The sequence below is a fragment of the Ralstonia nicotianae genome (assembly GCF_018243235.1).
Classification (GTDB): domain Bacteria; phylum Pseudomonadota; class Gammaproteobacteria; order Burkholderiales; family Burkholderiaceae; genus Ralstonia; species Ralstonia nicotianae.
This window is the reverse complement of the sequence record NZ_CP046675.1, coordinates 1,858,658-1,879,279: the sequence shown is the minus strand read 5'-3', so window position 1 is coordinate 1,879,279 and position 20,622 is coordinate 1,858,658. Positions and strand designations below refer to the sequence as shown.

Sequence of the window (20,622 nt, the reverse complement as noted above, 5' to 3'; positions counted from 1 at the left end):
GGCGAGATCCACGACATGGCAGTCCACGGGGCTCAATGCGGCAAGACCGGTGCCGGCTCCACCCATCCGCGTTCACGCAGATACCGCATCAGATACGCCGCCGTCTGCGCCAGGGACGGGTCCATCATCGGATCGGCCAGCGCCGCGCGCGCCTGCTGGTAGTGTTCGCTGCTGTAGCGCTTGAGCTGCATCGCCGCGATCTTGTCGGCGGACCGATTGAAGAAATCGAGCAGCGGAAAGACCGGGTCCCGGTCGCTGCAGCGCCGGTTCAGTTCGTCGATGAAGCGGGGGATGTCGTAGTAGCGGAACGTCGCGCCGTAATCCCGCTCGATCACCCGGGTCAGCTCCGTCATGCTGTAGTAGCGGTCTGCCGTGAAATGCAGCGCGGACGCGCTCGCGGCGTTGCGTGAAATGCCGACCATGTTGTGCGCAATGACATCGGCGGCCACGATGCTCAGCTGGTTCGGCGTGTCCACCGCCACGCCGTGGCGGATCATGAACGCCAGCATGCGCAGCGCCACATCGTCCGTGTCGCCCGCGCCGCGCGTGGAGACCGAGATCAGCGACGGGCGATAGATGCGCACGTCCAGCCCGTCGGCGCGGGCCGCCATGGCCATCTGCTCGGCAACCCACTTGGTCTGCGCGTAGCCGAAATCCAGGGCCTGCATGGCCGCGTTGCAGTCCGTCTCCAGCAGCACGCCGCGCGCGCTCCAGCCGAAGATGAAGGTGCTCGACACCAGATGCACCGTCCGCCGCGCGCCGCCGTGCCGGGCGAGCCGGAGCACGGAGCGCGTCCCCTCGACATTCGCGGGGCGCATGGCATCGTAGGTCATCACGTAGTTCACGCAGGCGCCGTTGTGAAAGACCTCCGCGGTCTCGGCGGCCAGCCGATCCCAGGCCTCGTCCGCCAGCCCGAACCGTGGCAGGGCCAGGTCGCCGCACACCGCCCGCACGCGCGTTCGCGGCGCCGGCGACGGCAGGTACGCGCGGCGCAGTGCGTCGTCGATGCGTTCCATTGCGTGCTCCGGATCGCGGGCGCGCACCAGCACCATCACGTCCCGCGCGGTCTGCCGCAACAGCGCGTGCAGCAGGAACGGGCCGAAGAAGCCCGTCGCCCCGGTCAGCAGGATGGCGGTGCCGGCCCGGCCGGGCTCGGCCGGCAAGGACGCCCGGGCCTGCGGCAGCGGCTGGGTGTCCAGCTGAAGATCGGCCTGCATGCGGCTGCCGACGGCGCTGTCGAACGCGGCTTTCAATTGCTCGATCGAAGCCAGCGCTTGCGGCGCGCCCTCCGCCCGGCCGCGATCCAGCGGCGCCAGCGCGGCCAGCAGGCCATTGAGCGACACCTGCTGAAGCAGCGGCGCATCGAGCGCCTCGGCAACGGCGCCCGACCCGTGCTGCCGCAGCAGCGCTTCCAGCTCGACCTGGATCGACGCGAGCCCAAGCGAGTCGATGCCCAGCGCCGACAGCGGCAGCGCCGCGTTGACCGGGCCGGCCGCGCCGTACCGGCCCAGCACATCCCGCAAGCCCTGTCGCCAGGAGGCATATTGCCGGCCCTCGGGCACCAGGCCCGGCGCGGCGCCGCACCGATGGCTCGCCAGCACCCGCAGCGCGCCCGCCGCCCAGGCCGCGCGCGTCTCGGCGCGGGCCAGCTTGCCGGAGGTCGTCAGCGCGATGCTGCGCGGCGCCACCAGCTCGACCCGGTCCGGCATCAGGCCCGCCGCGCGCCGCGCCGCCTGGGCCAGCTCGGCCGGGTCGGGCAAGGCCTCCACGCGGCGCGGCTCCGCCAGCAGGATCACCTGGCCCTGCGCATCCTGGAACGCGCAGACGCCGCGCGGGCGCACCGCGGCGCCGCTGGCGTGCACCGCCTCCTCCACGTCCTCCGGATAGAAATTGGCGCCCGCTACGATCATCAACTCCTTCTGGCGCCCGCAGACATAGAGCTCGCCTTGCCAGAGGAAGCCGAGGTCGCCGGTACGCAGCGCACCCCCCGCCGGCGCGGCGTCGTTCCAGTAGCCGGCGGTGACGCTCTCGCCCTGCACGCAGATTTCTCCCACCCTGGCGCCGGACGGATCTTCCGGCGCCATCGCGACCGCCGCATGCGCCTGCCCGTTCGCGGCCGGGGCGCCGGCCGCGTCGATGACCGCGCCCTTCGCGGGCGCAATCGACACCACCACGCCCGGCGCCGGCCTGCCGCAGCTCGCGATCTCGACCGACGCCTCGCCGGGCGCGGCGATCACGGCGCGATGTCCGCGCAGCGCCTCGCGCGAAAAGCACAGACTGCCGCGTCCCTCGTGCGCGACATTGAGCGTGGCCTCGGCCAGCCCATAGGACGCGACGCACGCCTCGCGCCGCAGCCCGTACCGGGCGAAGCGCTCCAGAAAGCGCCGTATCGTCGCGGGCCGCACCCGCTCGCCTCCGCTCATCATCGCGCGCAGGCAGCCGAGGTCGATCCCCGCGATCTCGCCATCGTCGATCTTGCCGGGCCGCAGGCAATAGTCGTAGCCGAAGTCGGGCGCCGACGTGTGCGTGGCGCGGACTTCCGAGATCAGGCGCAGCCAGGCGGCCGGCGTATGCAGAAAGTCCGCCGGCGCCATGCCGTAACTGGCGCCGCCCGATACGAGAGGAAACAGGGTGTAGCCGATCAGCCCCATGTCATGGTGCGCCGGCAGCCACGACACGCCGACGGGCGAGCCCTCGACCGTGGCGCCGGCATTCGCGATGACGTTGCGGTGCGACACCACCACGCCCCGCGGGCGGCCCGTGGAGCCCGAGGTGTATTGCAGGAACAGCACGGGTTGCGACGCGGCGCCCACAGCGCGACGCAGCACGCCCGATCGCCCGGCCGCCCCGTCCGGCGATCCCGCTGCGCTGTCCTGCACGGCAAGGCCCGCCGTCTCAGGGCAGGCCGCCAGCAAATCACGCAAGCGATGCAGCTGCGCGCCTTCCGACAAGACCGCCACGGCCGAGCAATTTGCGGCGATCGCCCGCAGCCGGCGCATGGCCGCATCGTCCGCGCGTGCCGGGAGGGCGACGGGCACCGCAATCAACCCGGCCCGCGCGCAGCCCAGCAGAGAGACGATGGTGCCCAGCCCCGGCCCATGCGCCAGCAGCACGCGGTCGCCATGCCGGAAGCGGCCGTGCTCCAGCAACCGCGCAGCCAGGCCATCGACTGCCGCAAGCATCGACCCGTAGGTGTGCCTCGCAACAGCCGCCCCTGCGATATCGCGGAACTCGAACAGGACGTTTTCCGGCTGCAGTCGCGCCCAGTGTTCCAGGCAATCGAGCACTGAATCCATTGGCAGGCTCCGGAGCGGCACTGCAATCAGTGTGGGCAACCGGGGTTCCGATTGCAACGCGGCCGCGAGGCTCGGACCGTGGGCCGCGAGACCGGGAAACAGCGGCCCGAGCGCGATGGCACCGGGCAGATTCAGGCGCAACGGCCAAAAAGAAACGCCCGCATCAATGCGGGCGTTGCAGGCTTGAAAACGGCGCGGTCACGCCGGAGCGCGGCTCAGGCCAGGGCGCCATCCGTGTACGGATCGTACTTGCTGCCGGCCTTGGCACCTTCGGTATAGGTATCGAACTTGCCGGCGCGAGCGAGCGCACCGTCCGTGTATGGGTCGAACCTGCTGCCGGCCTTCGCGCCTTCGGTGTAGGTATCGAACTTGCCGACGCGGGCAAGCGCACCATCCGTGTACGGATCGAACTTGCTGCCGGCCTTGGCGCCTTCCGTGTAGGTGTCGAACTTGCCGTTCACCTTGGCGCCCTGCGTGTAGACATCGAAGCGCTCGCCAGCCTTCGCGCCCTGCGTATAGACATCGAACTGGGCAGCCGCCAGAGCCGGCACGGAGGCGAGGGCGATCAGGGTGCGTTGGGCTTTCATGATGGGTCCTTTCCGGTGGGGGCGCAGCGCGTCCGGCAGCCGTCCCGAGGACGTTTTCGCTGCGGCGCCGCAGAGTGATGCACCCATCGTAGGCGACCATTTCAAGACAATAAATATCCAGAAAAACAATTTATTGTTGTGCAATCAACAATTCTTGAGAAACCCGCGTAGCGGCACGTTCTACAGTCTCGTATCAGGCATGACGAGGCATGGCGCCGATCCGGCTGATCTGGACACCTGTTGTTTTCCAGCGCGGCGCACAATATGTTCGATATTCGAACAGTCTTTCTACCGCACATTTGGTGCAACGCACCAATCGCTACCGGGGCATGGCCGCCGCCCCCGGACGCCGCACAGCCACGTCGACCGTGACATGCTGCACGTCCGGGAGCTGGCGCAGCACTTCCGCCACGTAGTCGATCTGGCGTGCCGACGCGGCACAGCCCTGGAGCGCGATGACATGGTCCTGCACCGCGATCCACAGCGTACTGTCGCGCAGGCGCGGATCGTTGCGCAGCCGCTGCTGCGCGGCGCCGGCGATCTCCGGGTCAGTGGCATGGCCGCCGGGGTGGCAGCAGTTGTTGCCGCGCTCGGTGCGATCGTGCGGCTGGCCGCGCGCCTGGGCCCCCGCCGGCAAGGGGTCACGCGGGACGGAGCAGTCCGGCACGTCCTGGCTGATCTGGACGAACGGAGCGCTGACCCCATTGCGCAGGTCCCGGCCCGGCACGCCGGACGGCCCCGACGCGGGCGGCATTTGCGCAAAAGCGACGGGCATGGCCATGCAGATCGCCAGCCCCAGACCACGCGCACCGATCCGGCGTGCCGGCCACGCCAGACTCTGCGACAATCCAGGCCGGCCCTTTCCGACGGCCATCGCTCCCTGCGCATTCTTCGCCTCGACGAACATGAAACGTCTCCTCTCCGGACTGTCCCTGCTGGTTGTCGTCCTGCTCTCCGGCTGCGGCGTGGCTGCCGCACCGTGCCGCGTCGCCTCGGCCGGGCTGAAGATGGTGCCGCTGGTGGGCCACGTCGCGGCCGCGCCGACCGATGCCTGCGCGGACATCATCGACTGACCCCGCCCCCGCCCAAGGCTGCCGGACACTCAGCGACCCGCCGCCAGGCCGCCTTTCCAGGCCGTACCGCAAGACATCGTAGACCTGCCCACGCAACCGGCTTCCCCGCTTCCGCCATCGACGGGTACGGCGCGCTAAAGAAGGGCGCACCTTTGTCGATAGCGTCCAGAGCCCCCGCTCCAGAGTTCCAGCGCGCCGCTGAGACGTCATGTCCATTTTCTCGATCAACACGCCCGCCCGTCTCATCGGCACGGCCCTGCTCTTCTCGCTGACCGTCAGTGCCGGGGCCGCCTTGTCGCTCTATGAGATGCGGCTCGACGCCTTGAAATGCGCCAAGGACGCCGGCGCCAACATCGCCCTCATCATCGAGCGGGATGTCGCGCGCAATCTGGAGCTCTATTCGCTGTCCGTGGAAACGGTGCTCGAACGGCTGGCGGATCCCGAAGTCCACCAGGTGTCCAACCATATCCGCCGCCTCGTCCTGTTCGACGGTGTCGCGCAGGCGCGGGATCTCGGCTCCATCCTCGTCACGGACGCCCGGGGCCAGGTGGTCCTGGACTCGAAGGCCGAGCCCGCACGCAACATCCACATCGGCGACCGCGACTATTTCCAGCAGCAGGCCCGCATCGACAGCACGGCCGTTCTCATCAGCAAGCCGCTCGAGGCGCGCACGGGCTATGGCGCCTCCATCACGGTCAGCCGGCGCCTGAACGACGCACAGGGCAAGTTCGCCGGGGTGGTTTCGGGGGCGCTGCGCATCAGCTATTTCAATCGCCTGTTCTCGGGCATGACGCTCGGCCCCAAGGGCGCGATCGCGCTGTTCTACGCCGACGGCACCCTGATCGCGCGCCGCCCGGCCCCGCCGGCCGCCGGCGCGGCAGAAAAACGCAGTCCCGAAGCGCTGAAGCGGGTCATCGACACGACGGATGGCCTCTACCTGGGCAAATCGGTGCGCGACGGCATCGAGCGGCTCTATACCTACCGGCGCATCGGACACTACCCGCTCTACGTTGCCGTCGGCGCCGCGACCGAAGACATCTATGCCAACTGGACATCGCGGGCCTGGGCGATCGGCCTGCTCGTCGCGGTGTTCAATCTCGTCACGATGGCGCTGGCCTACCAGTTCGCCAAGCAGCTGGAAAAGCGGCTCGCGGCAGGCCGCCGGCATGCGGAACTGGCGATCACCGATGCGCTGACCGGCCTGCCCAACCGGCGCGCCCTGGATGCCTTCCTGGACAAGGAGTGGAAGCGCGCCCTGCGCGAGCGCTGGCCGGTGTCCGTGCTGATGATCGACGTCGACGCCTTCAAGCCCTACAACGATCACTACGGTCACCTGGGCGGCGACACCGCCCTCAAGGCCGTCGCCCGCTGCATCCAGGCCCATGCCAGCCGATCCGGCGATCTCGCCGCGCGCTATGGGGGCGAAGAATTCTGTATCGTGCTGCCGCACACGGATCTGGAGGGTGCGATCGCGGTCGCGGAGCACATCCGCCAGGCCGTGCTAGCCCTGCATATTCCGCACGCGCAGGGGCCGGCCGGCATCCTGAGCGTGAGCATCGGCGCGGCCACCGACACGCCCGCGCTGTCGGGCGACCGTGCCGAGACCCTGACCCAGGCGGCGGACACCCAGCTCTATCGCGCCAAGACGCAGGGACGCAACCGCACCATGCCCACCGGCGCGGAGGCGGAGAACGCCCCGAAAACGACGCCCGGCCACCCCGCCGTGCTTGCGGAGCACGGCAGCTGAATCACGGAACACGGCTCACGGCGACGAGCGTCAAACCCGCAGCGCGACCGCGCCCCTGCGCTCGCCTCTGCGGCCAACCGGCACGGGATGCGCGCCGAGCCAGCCCTCGATGATGGCGCGCCCTGCTTCCATGCCCGCCGAAATCGCCTCGCCGGCGGAATCGAACGCCGCCGACACGTGATGGAAGCGCTGCAGATCCGGATACGCCATCGCGTCTGATTTGGGCGAGCAGACGAATCCGGTGTAGGCGTACTGAAAACCGCCACCGCCAGGCACGGCCAGCACATGGATCGAGCACCCCCGATACCGTTCGATAGACCAAGTCGGCATACGTCCCCTTTTACACGGTTGACGCCATACCCTGTATTTTTGACAGAGCGATGTCAGTAAACCAACAAAATTCCACTTAAATCTGATCGCGACAATATTTTTCGTTATGTGCCGGTCGGATTCCTGAGCAAGGAAAGGTTTCCCCTCACGGGCACATCGTACGCAGCCGAGTCGCTGCGTTTTACCGGTCCGCGATTGCCCCTGCCGGCGTCGGCCTTGGTATTTCCCGGGACCGGGCAGGCCGCGGCATCGCAGTCGGACCGCGCATGACTGCACGACGGATCCAGCGGAAATCCGATCTGCCATTCGAAAATCGGCGTCATTCAAAACGCATGCAGGTTTGGATGTTCGAGTCGCCGACATCCACGAAATCTGCCCATATGCATGCAAACCGGGTTTTCCTCCTGCCGGCGGCAATCAAAAAGAAGAGGAACACCCCGTCTCCGCGAGCCCGGCATCTGCGGGCAACGGCCGGACGACCGGATCACGGCCATGCCGACGAAGCCGCGTGGCGGCCGTGCGTCCCCCGCCTGCCCACCCTCGCGCTTTCATGGAGCGGCCCGACGCGCTGTCACGACGCCGGAAGACACTTGCCGCCGCTCGGGCAAGCAGCCGCGCACCGCTGACACTGGCCTGCCCCCTCGACCCCGGCGCCGCGAGCCGCTCCAATCCCGGTAACATTGCCCGGGCAACATGATTTCCCGATGATTTGGCATCAAACTCTAAAGAAAATGCCGACCAGGTCGATAACCCATTCTGCCCCTTCCAGGATACCGAGCCCCATCGAGGCGACATGCTGAAACTGCTGATCAACAAGCCCAAACGGCTGATTGGCCTCGCCTTGCTGCTCTCGCTCACCGTGAGTGCCGCCGCCATGCTGTCGCTGCACGAGATGCGGGTCGACGCCTTCGAGCGGGCCAAGGACGCCGGGGCCAACATCGCCCTGGTCATCGAGCACGACATCACGCGCAACCTGGAGTTCTACTCGCTGTCGTTGCAGAACGTGGCGGACAGGCTGGCCGACCCCGAAGTCCGCCGCCTGCCCGATCATGTCCAGCGCATGGTCCTGTTCGACGGGCGGATCCAGGCGCAGGATCTCGGCTCCATGCTGGTGACCGACCGCGAGGGGCGCGTGATACTCGACTCCAAAGTCGAACCCGCGCGCGCGCTCGACTTCGGCGACCGCGACTATTTCCTGCAGCAGGCCAAGAACGACAACCTGGGCATCTATGTCAGCAAGCCGTTCGAGGCGCGCACCGGGCTCGGCCTGGCCATCGCCCTCAGCCTGCGCCTGAACGATGCGGACGGCCGGTTCTCGGGGGTGGTGTCGGGCGGCCTGCGCGTGCGCTATTTCGATCGGCTGTTCTCCGGCGTGACGCTGGGCAAGAACGGCGCGATCGCGCTGCTGTACGCCGACGGCACCCTGGCCACGCGCCGTCCCGCGCTCACATCGGCCACCGCCGCCGCGAAACGCAGCGAGCACCTGGCGCTGTTCGCCAACACCGCGGGCGGGACCTATCTCGATGCCTCCGTGCGCGACGGTGTCGAGCGGCTCTACACCTATCGGCGCATCGGCAATTACCCGCTGTTCGTAGCGGTCGGCACCGCGACGGAAGACATCTACGCCAACTGGAAAGCCCGGGCCTGGTGGATCGGCATGCTCGTGGTGCTGTTCAACGTGGTCACACTGGCGATGGCCTACCTGTTTGCCCAGCACCTGGAGCGACGGATCGAAGAACAGCGCCGGCATGCCGAGCTCGCGGCCACCGACGCCCTCACCGGCCTGGCCAACCGGCGCGCGCTGGACGAGCGCCTGGACGCGGAGTGGCGCCGCGCCGCGCGCGAGCGGCAGCCGCTGTCCGTGCTGATGATCGATGTGGACCACTTCAAGGCCTACAACGACCACTACGGCCACCCCGACGGCGACGCCGCCCTCCAGGCGGTTGCGCGCTGCATCCAGGCCAACCTGCGCCGGCCCGGCGACCTCGCCGCGCGCTACGGCGGCGAAGAGTTCTGCGTCGTGCTGCCGGGCAGCGATCTCGACAGCGCAAACGTTGTCGCGGAAACCATCCGCCGCGCCATCCTGGTGCTCAACATTCCGCATGCGCGAAGTGCATCCACTGCCCTGACCGTCAGCATCGGCGCGGCGTCCGGCACGCCGGCATCGTCGGGCGAGCCGCGTGCGGCGACCCTGACCAAGGCGGCGGATGCGCAGTTGTATCGGGCGAAGACGTCGGGGCGGAATCGGACGATGCCGTAGCGCCGGGATGCCTGCGGAGCGCAGGCATGGCGGCGTCGGGCGAGAGGCTATAGCGTCCGCTGCATGAGCACGACATCGAGCCATCGATCGAACTTGTAGCCCACCCCGGCCAGCACCCCGACCTCCCGAAACCCGCAGCGGGCATGCAGCCGCATCGACCCGAGGTTCTCCTGCCCGCCGCCGACCACCGCCACGATCTGCCGGAACCCACGCGCGACGCATTCGCGCACCAGCGCCTCCAGCAGCAGCGTGCCGACGCCGCGTCCCCGCGCGGCGGCATCCAGGTAGATCGAGTCCTCCACGGTATGGCGATAGGCCGGGCGCGCGCGATGCGGGCCGGCATAGGCGAAGCCGAGCAGCTTGCGGCCGGTTTGCGCCACGAGGTAGGGCATGCCGGTGTCCTGCAGGGTCTGGAAACGGCGTGTCATCTCGGCCAGGTCGGGCGGGTCGATTTCGAAGCTGGCGGTGCCGGTCCGCACGTGATGCGCGTAGATCGCGGCAATGGCCGGCAGGTCGGCCAGGCGCGCGGGCCGGACCACGACGGCATCGGAGGCGCCGGCGATCGGCGGGGAGACAGCGGCGGGCGTTGCGGACGACATGATGCGCAGAGGAAGAAGACGTGCCGGGCACGCCGGGCAAACGCCCATTGCCTCGCCAAACCGGGCGCCGCACACGTCACCCGATCCCGCATCGTGACATGGCTATCGGACACGGCCGGAATGCGGTAACTTGGCAGCCGCGCCGCTCCTCGCCGCGGCGGGTGTCTTCCATGCACGACCTGTTTCCCCTGATCGCCGAATACGGCGTGTTCGCCGTCTTTGCCAACGTCTTCCTGACGCAGGCGGGCGCGCCGCTGCCCGCTGTCCCGACCCTGCTGGTGGCGGGCGCCCTCACCGCCAACGGCGCGCTGCCGTGGCCCGAGCTGCTGCCCGCCGCGCTGACCGGCGCGCTGCTGGGCGATGGCCTCTGGTACCTGGCCGGCCAGCGATACGGACGCCACGTGATGGCGCTGCTGTGCCGCCTGTCGCTGTCGCCGGATTCCTGCGTGCGGCGTACGCGCACGCAGTTCGAGCGCTGGGGCGCGCCGATGCTGCTGATCGCCAAGTTCGTGCCGGGACTGTCGACCGTCTCGTCGGCGCTGCTGGGGACGATGCGCACGCCGTTCAGCACCTTTGCGCTGTACGACCTGCTCGGCTCCGCGCTATGGGCGGCTGGCTGGATGCTGCTCGGCCGCGGCGCGCACGGCAGCATCGACCCGCTGCTGACGCACCTGGACCAGCTCGGCGGGCATGCCGTCGTGCTGGTGGCGCTGCTGGTGGCGGTATACGTCGCGGCACGCTGGCTGCAGCGCTGGCGCTTCCGCAAGATGCTGGAGATGGTGCGGATCTCTCCGGACGAGCTCCATGCGCTGATCGAATCCGGCGAGGCGCCGGTCATCATCGACGTGCGCGCGGGCAGCTCGCGCATGAGCCAGCCGCACCGCATTCCCGGGGCGATGCTGTACGACATGTCGGCCAAGGATGGGCCCATCGAGATCGAGGGCCCGGATCGCGAGATCGTCATCTATTGCGCCTGCCCCAACGAGGCATCCGCCGTGATGCTGGCGCGCACGCTGATGGGCCGCGGCTTCAGGCGCGTGCGTCCGCTGCACGGCGGCATCGATGCATGGATGGACCGGGGCTATGGCGTCGAGCACGTGGTGTCGGTCACGCCGGCCACGCTCGCCGCGGCCGAGGCGGCGGGCGGCTGATTCCGGGGCGCACAAAAACAAAAAGCGCACCTCGCGGTGCGCTCCCCCGTAAGCACGGCAAACATGCAGTGTGCCAGCCCCCCGGCTCGGACACACCGCATCAGTCCGTTTTTGCACCCGCCCGAGAGCGGATGTGGCGAAGTGATCCCCGTTTGATCCCGTCTTCGCCGATCGGACTTGACCCCCTTGTTATTCGTTGCAGACACGTCGTGGGTCGTTGCGTGCTGTCTGGTCAATACACCCCACCCTTCGCTATTGCCGGGCTCATCGCCCCGCGGGCTCGCTGATTGTACGTTGCTCCGGCGATTCAACGTCAGATTTTCGCAAAACTTTAATCTGCGGAGTTAAGCAAAGGTGTCAATGGCGCCGGCATGGCTGGAGACGCGCGGCGCGGACACGGCCACCGTGCCGGTGCCGGCCTGCCCCTGCATGCCGGCAAACCGGTTGCCGCCGCTGCCGCCGCCATTGCCGCCACCGCTGCCGTTGCCCTGCGCGGACGACCCTTGCGAGGCGCCCTGCTGGCTGAAATCGCCGGTGCTGACGGAGGTCTGCGCGAGCTCCATGCCGCCCTGCTGCATGGCATCGCGCAGGCGTGGCATGGCGTCCTGCACCAGTTCCGCCACGGCCTGGTGCTGACAGACGAAGCTGGCATTGACGGCGCCGTTGTCGATCTCGAGCTTGACATGCAGCCCGCCGAGCTCGGCCGGGCTCAACTGCAGTTCAGCGGACGACTGGCGATGGACCTGCATGTAGGCCAGCTGGCTCGCCATGGTGTGCGGCCAGGCGGCATCGCCGAAGGTCGGCAGGGTATGCGTCTGCGCGGGTGTGACCGCGGCGCTCGCGGCGCTGCCGGCGGTACCGGCGCCGCCCACGGTGAAGGTTGGCGCGGTGGCGACGGCATCCCCGTTGGCGCGCGTCAGGACGCCATCGAACTTGGTGCCGGCGCCCTGGGCATCGGCCTGCGTGTTGGGGTTGCCGCTGGTGTCCGCGTTGCGGCCGGTCTCGGCCGTGGCGGCGGTCGCGGCTTGCGCCTGCGTGCCCTGCCCGGCTTCGGTGCGGTGCGCCGCGCTGCCACGCTCGCTGCCGGCGCCCTGCGCGGACGACGATGCGCTGCCCAGGTGCCGCACGGCCGGCGGCGTATTGTCGGTGGTGCCGCGCGTGCGGGCCAGCGCCTGGGCGACGGTGCTGGCATCGGGCAGCGGCGTCGGCTTGGCCGCCTGGGCCTCCTTGCCGGCCGCCGCCTTGAGGGCGTCGGCTTGCGCAGCCTGCGGCTGGGCGACGGTGGCCGCCGGATCGGTCAATTTGCCGGCCGCGGCATTGGCGGCGCTCAAGGCCGCCAGCGCGGCCGCGTCGGTGGTGGCGGCGCCCGCCTTGCCGGCCGCGAGCTGCGCGGCGGCATCGTCCGCCGTCGCGACCTGCGTGCCGGGCTGGGCCACCGGAGCGGCGGCCTGCTGCATGGCCTGGCGCGCGGCTTCGATCTGCGCGGCCAGCTGTGCCGCGGGATCGACGCCCGCCTGCGCGGCGGCGGTCTTGTCCTGGGTGTCGTCGCTCGACGCGGCCTTGGAAGCCTGTGCATCCTGCGTGGCCGAAGCGGCGGCGGTCGCCGGCGCCGCGTCGGCATTGCGGTCGGCCTGACGCGCGTCCTGATCGTTGCCGGCCGCGCTGGCCTTGGCCGCGTCTTTCTTCGTGGCATCGGCGCGGCGGGCGGCGGCGCGGCTGCCGGCCGATTGCGCATCGGTCTGGCGGCGCGCGGCCTCCTGGTTCAGGCGATCCGACAGCAGGTTGCCGAAGGTATCGGCGCCGGACGACGCGGCCTGCGACTTGTCGGCGGCCGTGCCGGCGCTCGACAGCATCGCGCCCAGGTCGGTCGCGGCGGTATTGGGAGTGGCACTCAAGCCCACGTTGCCTCCGTCTTGCTCGTTCAGTTGCTGCCGGCCTGCGCCGCACGCATGCGGATCAGCTTGGCGGCGTGTTCGTCGTTTTCGCGCTGGGCGCGGCGCTCCTGGTCCTGGCGCTGCTCTTCGACATGGCGCTGGCGCAAGATGTCGAACGACTGTTCGCGGCGCTGCTTCTCCAGCCAGTTGTCACGGCTGCGCTGCAACTGCGCCTCCAGCGCGCTGATGGTGCCGCGCTGATGGTCGACCGCCGAGCCCAGGCGGTCGATGAAGGCGGCGTAGTTGTGCAGCCGGGCGGCGTCGATGCCGCCCTCGGCGTTGACCTGCATCTGCTGGCGGTAGTTGTTGCGGTAGTCGGACAACATCGCCAGCTTCTGCGCGGCCAGCTCACGCGTGTTCATCAGGCGGCCGACTTCCTGCGTGGCCTTTTCGGTGTCCTTTTTCGCCAGCTCCAGCACGGTTTCAAGGCGGAACGGCTTGTGCGTGGTGGTCATCGTCGATCCTCCGGATGATTTCCGTGACTTCAATCCAATCGGTTGCAAACTGCGGGGGCTTTAGCGCGACGCGCGGGCCCCGGCCCCTCTTCACACTGTCAAGACAGCACCGCGTTCATCTTTTCCAGCGTGCGTTCGCGGCTTTCGTTTTCGAACATCCCCTGCTGCAGGAAGCCCTCCATGCTGGGGTAGCGCGCGATGGCCTGATCGGTCACCGGGTCGCTGCCGCGCGCGTAGGCACCCACGGCGATCAGGTCGCGGTTGCGCTGGTAGCGGGCATACAGCTGCTTGAAGCGGCGCGCGGCGTCGAGCTGCTCGCGCGGCACGATGGCGGACATCACGCGGCTGATCGACTGCTCGATGTCGATGGCCGGGTAGTGGCCCTGCTCGGCCAGCTTGCGCGACAGCACGAAGTGGCCGTCCAGGATCGCGCGCGCGGCGTCGGCGATCGGGTCCTGCTGGTCATCGCCTTCGGCCAGCACGGTGTAGAAGGCGGTGATGGAGCCGCCCCGGCCGGCGGCATCGACCATGCCGTTGCCGGCACGCTCGACCAGCGCCGGCAGCTTGGCGAAGGCCGAGGGCGGATAGCCCTTGGTGGCCGGCGGCTCGCCGATGGCCAGCGCGATCTCGCGCTGCGCCATCGCATAGCGCGTGAGCGAATCGACGATCAGCAGCACATTGCAGCCGCGATCGCGGAAGTATTCGGCGATGGTGTGGGCGTAGGCCGCGCCCTGCAGGCGCATCAGCGGCGAGTTGTCGGCCGGCGCGGCCACCACGGCCGAGCGCGCGAGCCCTTCGTCGCCGAGGATCTCGTCGATGAATTCCTTCACTTCCCGGCCGCGCTCGCCGATCAGCCCGACCACCACCACGTCGGCCTGTGTGTAGCGGGCCATCATGCCCAGCAGCACGCTCTTGCCGACACCGGAGCCGGCGAACAGGCCCAGGCGCTGCCCCTGGCCCACCGTCAGCAGGCCGTTGATGGCGCGCACGCCCACGTCGAGCACGTGCTCGATCGGCTTGCGCTTGAGCGGGTTCAGCGGCGCGGGCGCCAGCGAGCCCCACGCCAGCTCTTCCGACGCGCCCAGCGGGCCCTTGCCGTCCAGCGGCTCGCCGTTGGCATCGACCACGCGGCCCAGCAGGCGCGGGCCGACCGGCAGGAACTTGCTGTGCGCGATGGTCGGATCGGCGGTATCGAGCGGCAGATGCTGCGGCTCGAGCGGAAACACGCGCGCGCCCGGCACCACGCCGACCAGATCGGTCTGCGGCATCAGGAAGGCGCGCTCCTCGGCAAAGCCGACCACCTCCGCCAGCACGTGGCGGCCGTACGGCAGCTCCACGCGACAGGCACTGCCGACCGGCAGCTTCAGCCCCACCGCTTCCATCACCAGGCCCGCCACCCGCGTGAGCTTGCCGCAGGTCACCACCGGACGCGCCAGGCGTGCGCGCTGGGCGGTCTGGTGCAGGTGCGCCTGCCACAGGTTGACATTCGGGTTGGCCTGGGAGGCCGGCGCGCGGGCGCCGGTCTGCGCGGGGTCAGGCAACATGGAGCGCTCCTCCCGCCACGCGCTCGGCTTCGACCCGTTCGCTGACGATCCAGGCGGTGTCGCGGCCCAGTGCGCGGGTCAGCTCGGCCCAGCGCGTCTGCAGGGTGGCGTCGGTCTCGCCGAAGCGGGTCTGCACGCGGCAGCCGCCGCGCTCGATGGCGGCATCGACCACCAGTGTCCAGCCGGCGGCGGCCAGTTCGGTGCCCAGCGCCTGGCGGATCAGTTCGGCGTCGTCCGCATGCACGCGCAGCATGGCGGGCGCCGGCGCGGTGGGCGCATCGCCCAGCACTTCGCGCACCAGCGGCAGGATGCGCTCGGGCTGGGCACGCAGCGCGCCGCGCAGGAACTGCTGCGCCAGCTGCAATGCCAGGCCGACCAGCTCTTCGGCGACGCTGCCGTTCATCTGGTCGATGGCCTCGCGCACCGACTGCATCAGCGCGGCGATCTGCCGGGAATCTTCCTCGCCCTGCCGGCGGCCCTGCTCGAAGCCGTCCTGGAAACCCTGGGCAAAGCCGTCGCGGCGGCCTTCGTCGCGGGCGTTGGCCAGCTCGGCCTCCAGCATGGCCTGCCATTCCTCTTCGGAAATCGGCGGCTCCTCGGGCGGCTCGGGCTCGGGCGGCGGAGGCGGCGGTGCCGCGGCGGCGGCGGCCAACTCGGCCTGGCGCACGAAGTCGGTCGGCTCCCACGGATGGCAGTCGACCAGCGTATCGCGCGGGATGATGGGCGGGCGCGGCATCTCAGCGCTCCGTCAGGCGGGCATGCAGGACGGCGTCAGACATAGGCGTCCTCCGCCTTGCGACCGATGGTGATTTCGCCTTCGTCGGCCAGGCGGCGGGCGATCTGCAGGATTTCCTTCTGCTGCGTCTCCACCTCCGACACCTTGACCGGGCCCAGCACCTCCAGTTCTTCCTTGAGCATCTGGCCGGCACGCTGCGACATGTTGGCGAACACCTTGTCGCGGAACTCCTGCTTGGCGCCCTTGAGCGCCACCACCAGGACATCCTGGCCGACCTCGCGCAGCAGGCTCTGCAGGCTGCGGTTGTCCAGGTCGATCAGGTTGTCGAAGACGAACATCTTCTCGACGATGGCATCGGCCAGTTCCGGATCGCGCGAGCGCACGCCCTCGATGACGGCGCTTTCCACGGCGCTCGGCACCAGGTTGAGGATTTCCGCCGCCGTGAGCACGCCACCCAGCGTGCTCTTCTTGCGGTGGTCGTTGCCCTGCAGCAGCCCGGTCAGCACTTCGTTCAGCTCGCGCAGCGCGCTCGGCTGGATGCCGTCGAGCGTGGCAATGCGCAGGACGGTGTCGTTGCGCAGGCGCTCAGTGAAGTAGGTCAGGATTTCGGACGCCTGGTCGCGGTCCAGGTGGACCAGGATGGTGGCGATGATCTGCGGGTGCTCGTTGCGGATCAGTTCGGCCACCGACGAGGCGTCCATCCATTTCAGGCCTTCGATGCCGCTGGTATCGCCGCCCGACAGGATGCGGTCGATGATGTTGGCGGCGCGGTCGTCGCCCAGGGCCTTGCGGAAGACGGAGCGGATGTACTCGTTGGAGTCGATGTCCAGCGGCAGGTCTTCGGCCTCGATGAAGAACGCGTCGAAGGCATCGAGCACGCGGTCGCGCGAGACGTTCTTGAGCGCGGCCATGGTGGCGCCCAGCTTCTGCACTTCGCGCGGGCCCAGGTGCTTGAGCACCTCGGCGGCTTCGTTTTCGCCGAGCGACATCAGCAGGATGGCGCTGCGTTGGAGTCCTTCGGCGCTCATTCGTTACTCACCCATTGCTTGATGACGGCCGCGACCGCGCGCGGGTTCTGCTGGGCGACGCGGCGCATCGTCTCCAGCTTCTGTTCGAAATCGTGGTTCTGCTTGAGCTGCGGCAGCTCGTCCGGGACTTCGTCGCCGTCGGTGGAGGCCGACGGGCCTTCGAGCTCCGGACCGGCCGGGGCCGCCGCGCCGGTGATGATCGGCGCGTTCGGGTCTTCGCCCTCGCGGCCCACGAAGGTGGCCGTGACGGGCTCGTCCTTCTTGTTCATCGAACGGATCAGCGGGCGGATCACGGCGAACACCAGGATCAGGAACCCGATCGCCAGCGCACCGTACTTGGCGGCCTGGATGGCGTAGTGGATCATCTCCGGCTGCTTCCACAGCGGCAGGTCGTCCTTGGACGTCGGCAACGTGCCCGAGAACTGGCTGTTGACCACATTCACCGAATCGCCGCGCTTGGCGTCATAGCCCACGGCGTCCTTGACCAGCGCGTTGAGCTTGGTCATCTCGGCATCCGACAGCGGCTTCCACGTCTTGCCGTCGGCGCGGTAGTTGACCACCACGGCCACCGACAGGCGGCGCACGGTGCCCACCGCGGCGCGGGTGCGGCGCACGGTCTTGTCGACTTCGTAGTTGATGGTGGTGTCGCGCGCGCTGGACTCGGCGGTGTTGGCCGCGGCCTGACCGGTGCCGGCGGCGGCGCCCTGCTGCTGACCGTTCTGGCCATTCTGGCCGTTCTGTCCGGCGGCGGCCTGCTGCGCGGCGGGCGCCGGCGCGGTCGGCAGCATGCGCGGCGCGGTCGGCGGCTGGTTGGACAGCGCACCCGGCACGCCGCCCTGCGCGCCGGCCTTGTTCTGCGTCGATTCGCTGGTATGCGTGCTGCGCACGGCGCCGTTGGCCGGGTCCTGGTTCGGACGGTACGTCTCGGCCATCTGCTCGGTGTTGTCGAGGTCGACGTTGGCGGTCACCTGGGCGCGCACGTTGTCTTCGCCCACCACCGGGCCGAGGATGGCCTCGATGCGCTTGATGTAGCCTTGCTCGATGTCGCGGACGTAATTGAGCTGGGTCGGGTCCAGGCCCGAGGCGTTGTCCTGGAACGACGCAGACAGCAGCCGGCCCGACTGGTCGACCACCGTCACGTTGGCCAGCGGCAGGTCCGGCACACTGCTGGCGAGCAGGTGGCCGATGGCCTGCACCTGGGAGCGGTCGAGCATGCGGCCCGGATACAGCTTGAGCAGCACCGAGGCGCTGGGCTTGACCTGCTCGCGCACGAACACCGACGGCTTGGACAGCGCCAGGTGCACGCGGGCGGACTGCACCTCCTGCATGGCCTGGATGGTGCGGGCCAGCTCGCCCTCCAGGGCGCGCTGGTAATTGACCTGTTCGACAAACTGGCTGGTGCCGAACTTCTGGTTCTCCATCAGCTCGAAGCCGGCCAGGCCGCCCTTGGGCAGCCCCTGCGCCGCCAGCTTCAGGCGGGCCTCGTGTACGTTGGCTTCGGGCACCATGATGGCGCTGCCGCCGTCCGCGAAGCGGTACGGCACGTTCATCTGCTGCAGCGCGGCGATGATGGCGCCCCCGTCGCTGTCCGCCACATTGCTGTACAGGACGCGATAGCTGGGGGCGCGGCTCCACAGCATGCCGGCGGCGACCACGGCAATCAGCGCGGCGGCGGCGATCATCGCCAGCATGCGCGGCGACAGGCGGCCCAGCGGCCCGAGGGCGCCCAGCCCCCCTGCGTTCTGGCGCACGATCGCGCCCTGGCCCACCGCTGGCATTTCAACCGTACCGAGCGTGTCGGCGACAGCGACGGAATCTGCTGTCGTTGGCATCCGTTTCTCCTGACTGACTGCGTTGCGGGAGCCCTCCAGCCCCAAAAACAGGCAAGGCTCCGTGTTGGCATTATCAGCAGGGCTCGCGCAAGCAAACCGGCAAGAAGAAGGCCTTTTCCGGCTCATTTGGGGGCTTGGCCGCCCCGGTCCGGGTGCTACCTTTGCTGCACCGTGGCGCCATGCCGGCCGGACGAAGGCCGCCGGGCGCCGGTGTATCAAGGGGAGCACTCATCACATGGACATTACGAACGCCAACTCGGTCGTCTCGCTGATGAACAGCGTGCTGGCACCGTCCAGCAAAGTCGGCAGCCTCGACGGCAGCGCCGGCGACAACGCCAAGGTCAGCATCGATTTCGGCGCGGTGCTGAAATCGTCGCTCGACAAGGTCGACGCCTCGCAGCAGAAGGCCGAAACCCTGTCGCGCAGCTTCGAGCTGGGCAACAACGACGTTGACCTGCACGACGTCATGCTGTCGTTGCAGAAGGCCAACATCGACCTGCAGACCGCGGTGCAGGTGCGCAACAAGCTGGTCTCGGCCTACCAGAACATCATGAGCATGTCGATCTGACGCCGCCCGCGCGGCCGTCCGATCCACCCGGCAGGCCCGCCGGGGCGCCGCGCGTTGCCGTGGCGCCCCCGGTGGCGCTCATCCCGACTCCGGTCAAATCCCCATGATCCCCAAGACACTTCACTTCATCTGGATCGGCGACGAGGCCAAGCGGCCCGACAATTGCATCCAGACCTGGGCCAGGCTCAACCCGGACTACCAGATCAAGATCTGGGGCAACGACACGCTGGGGCAGCACACGTGGCTCAATGCGCGCCACATGGACGCCATGCTCGAGCGCGAATTCAACGGCGTGGCCGACATGATGCGCTGGGAGATCCTCTACCGCGAAGGCGGCATCGTGGTGGATGCCGACAGCATCTGCATCCGGGCGCTGGACGATGCCCTGCTCGATTGCGAGGCGTTCGCCTGCTGGGAAAGCGAGATCGCGCGCCCGGGGCTGATCGCGGCGGGCTATTTCGGATGCCGGGCGAAGAATCCGTTCGTCCACCAGATCATGCAGGACATCCACCGGGAGCCGTCGGTCGTGCACGACCGAGCCTGGAAGACGGTCGGCCCCCAGCGCCTGACCGAGTCGTACCGGCGCTACCAGTACCACCCGTTGCGCATCCTGCCGAGCCACTACTTCATCCCCGAGCATTTCACCGGCGTGAAGTACAGCGGGCCCGGCCCGGTGTATGCCAACCAGATGTGGGGCAGCACCAAGAACGCCTACCAGAGCCTGCACCTGCAGCAGTTCGACGCCGACGGCAACATCGTGGCGCAGGCCGGCGCGGACGAAGCGGCCGCCCCGGTCCCGGCCCGGCAGGCGGCCCAGGCGGACACGGCACCGACGCCAACGCCGGCACCGGCCCAGCCCGCCCCGTCACGCTCGCCGCTGGAGGCCGCGCACGACCCCTACTTCGTGCAACGCGTGCCGATCAGCACGGACATCATGAACCTGAGCCGCGTCGACGTCTTCCGCAAGCTCTGCGCCGGCCAGCGCGTGCTGCATATCGGCTGCGCCGACTGGCCGATCACCGATCCCAAGACCTCGCTGCACCTGGCCCTGGAATCGGTGTGCGCGAAGCTCGACGGCTTCGATATCCACGCGGAAGCGCTCGAGGCGCTGGCGCCCTATACGCGCGGCAGGCTGTTCTCCCGCTTCGAGGACATCGTCGACCAGTACGACATCGTGCTGGTGCCCGAGGTCATGGAGCACGTGCCCAACACGGCCGAGTTCCTGGCGCAGCTCGATGCGCTCGACGCCGCCTCGTACGCCATCACCGTGCCGGACGCCTTTCAGTGCCGCGCCCGGCATTTCGACTACCTGCACGACGCGCAGACCTTTGTCGAGGTCGTGCACCCCGACCACAACTGCTGGTACACGCCCTACACGTTCTCGAACACGATCCGGAAGTACACGCCCTGGGCGATCGACGGGATGTGGTTCTTCAATGCGATCTCGCTGTTCATGCTGGCCAGCAAACGCCGCTGACGACC

At 68.9% G+C, this 20,622-nt stretch carries 17 protein-coding genes; 6 read left to right on the top strand and 11 right to left on the bottom strand.

Going from position 1 to position 20,622, the window contains the following annotated elements; all coding sequences use genetic code 11:
- Positions 1-32 precede the first annotated feature (32 nt).
- The 3 genes from GO999_RS24025 to GO999_RS24015 form a co-directional block, all read right to left on the bottom strand.
- Complete coding sequence (locus GO999_RS24025) at positions 33-3,296, bottom strand: thioester reductase domain-containing protein (protein WP_249215096.1); 3,264 nt, start codon at positions 3,294-3,296, stop codon at positions 33-35.
- Positions 3,297-3,511: 215 nt separating this feature from the next.
- On the bottom strand, positions 3,512-3,883 hold the full coding sequence (locus GO999_RS24020) for a hypothetical protein (RefSeq protein ID WP_211906973.1): 372 nt from the start codon (positions 3,881-3,883) through the stop codon (positions 3,512-3,514).
- Positions 3,884-4,202: 319 nt separating this feature from the next.
- On the bottom strand, positions 4,203-4,790 hold the full coding sequence (locus tag GO999_RS24015; RefSeq protein WP_016724300.1) for a BON domain-containing protein: 588 nt from the start codon (positions 4,788-4,790) through the stop codon (positions 4,203-4,205).
- On the opposite strand from GO999_RS24015, the gene GO999_RS24010 reads away from it, so the two are divergent.
- Entirely contained in the window at positions 4,789-4,956 is a 168-nt protein-coding gene (locus GO999_RS24010; protein WP_011003713.1) for a DUF6726 family protein, read from the top strand. The genes GO999_RS24015 and GO999_RS24010 overlap by 2 nt on opposite strands.
- 208 nt (positions 4,957-5,164) lie before the next feature.
- Positions 5,165-6,703, top strand: coding sequence for a diguanylate cyclase (locus GO999_RS24005; protein ID WP_011003712.1), 1,539 nt, complete (start codon positions 5,165-5,167; stop codon positions 6,701-6,703).
- A gap of 30 nt (positions 6,704-6,733) precedes the next feature.
- On the opposite strand, the gene GO999_RS24000 is transcribed toward GO999_RS24005, so the two are convergent.
- Positions 6,734-7,033, bottom strand: coding sequence for a hypothetical protein (locus GO999_RS24000; RefSeq protein ID WP_028854097.1), 300 nt, complete (start codon positions 7,031-7,033; stop codon positions 6,734-6,736).
- A gap of 793 nt (positions 7,034-7,826) precedes the next feature.
- Here GO999_RS24000 and GO999_RS23995 point away from each other — a divergent pair.
- The gene (locus GO999_RS23995) at positions 7,827-9,293 is read left to right on the top strand and encodes a GGDEF domain-containing protein (protein ID WP_071011871.1); all 1,467 of its coding nucleotides are present in this window, start codon (positions 7,827-7,829) and stop codon (positions 9,291-9,293) included.
- 47 nt (positions 9,294-9,340) lie between these two features.
- Here GO999_RS23995 and GO999_RS23990 read toward each other — a convergent pair whose 3' ends face one another.
- Entirely contained in the window at positions 9,341-9,892 is a 552-nt protein-coding gene (locus tag GO999_RS23990) for a GNAT family N-acetyltransferase (protein ID WP_011003709.1), read from the bottom strand.
- 170 nt (positions 9,893-10,062) lie between these two features.
- Here GO999_RS23990 and GO999_RS23985 point away from each other — a divergent pair, with 170 nt between their 5' ends.
- Complete coding sequence (locus GO999_RS23985; RefSeq protein ID WP_020829802.1) at positions 10,063-11,043, top strand: DedA family protein/thiosulfate sulfurtransferase GlpE; 981 nt, start codon at positions 10,063-10,065, stop codon at positions 11,041-11,043.
- Between the two features lie 344 nt (positions 11,044-11,387).
- On the opposite strand, the gene GO999_RS23980 is transcribed toward GO999_RS23985, so the two are convergent.
- The 6 genes from GO999_RS23980 to fliF form a co-directional block, all read right to left on the bottom strand.
- Positions 11,388-12,944: a flagellar hook-length control protein FliK gene (locus GO999_RS23980; RefSeq protein ID WP_020829803.1), complete on the bottom strand. Its 1,557-nt coding sequence runs from the start codon at positions 12,942-12,944 to the stop codon at positions 11,388-11,390.
- Positions 12,945-12,964: 20 nt separating this feature from the next.
- Entirely contained in the window at positions 12,965-13,432 is a 468-nt protein-coding gene (gene fliJ / locus GO999_RS23975) for a flagellar export protein FliJ (RefSeq protein WP_011003706.1), read from the bottom strand.
- A gap of 98 nt (positions 13,433-13,530) precedes the next feature.
- A complete protein-coding gene (gene fliI / locus GO999_RS23970) occupies positions 13,531-14,976 on the bottom strand; it encodes a flagellar protein export ATPase FliI (RefSeq protein WP_019719139.1) in 1,446 nt (481 codons plus the stop codon).
- Positions 14,966-15,712 (bottom strand): flagellar assembly protein FliH, encoded by a 747-nt coding sequence (fliH, locus tag GO999_RS23965; RefSeq protein WP_071623658.1) that lies wholly within the window; start codon positions 15,710-15,712, stop codon positions 14,966-14,968. The genes fliI and fliH overlap by 11 nt, the downstream gene beginning before the upstream one ends.
- A 35-nt stretch (positions 15,713-15,747) precedes the next feature.
- Positions 15,748-16,740 carry a flagellar motor switch protein FliG gene (fliG, locus tag GO999_RS23960; protein WP_011003703.1) on the bottom strand — a complete coding sequence of 331 codons (993 nt, stop codon included), beginning with the start codon at positions 16,738-16,740 and terminating at the stop codon, positions 15,748-15,750.
- Complete coding sequence (gene fliF, locus GO999_RS23955) at positions 16,737-18,572, bottom strand: flagellar basal-body MS-ring/collar protein FliF (protein WP_028854094.1); 1,836 nt, start codon at positions 18,570-18,572, stop codon at positions 16,737-16,739. The genes fliG and fliF overlap by 4 nt, the downstream gene beginning before the upstream one ends.
- Before the next feature lie 235 nt (positions 18,573-18,807).
- Here fliF and fliE point away from each other — a divergent pair, with 235 nt between their 5' ends.
- Together fliE and GO999_RS23945 are read left to right on the top strand one after the other, a co-directional pair.
- The gene (gene fliE, locus GO999_RS23950; RefSeq protein ID WP_011003701.1) at positions 18,808-19,140 is read left to right on the top strand and encodes a flagellar hook-basal body complex protein FliE; all 333 of its coding nucleotides are present in this window, start codon (positions 18,808-18,810) and stop codon (positions 19,138-19,140) included.
- A 103-nt stretch (positions 19,141-19,243) separates the two neighbouring features.
- Entirely contained in the window at positions 19,244-20,617 is a 1,374-nt protein-coding gene (locus tag GO999_RS23945; protein ID WP_021155494.1) for a glycosyltransferase family 32 protein, read from the top strand.
- Positions 20,618-20,622: the final 5 nt, after the last annotated feature.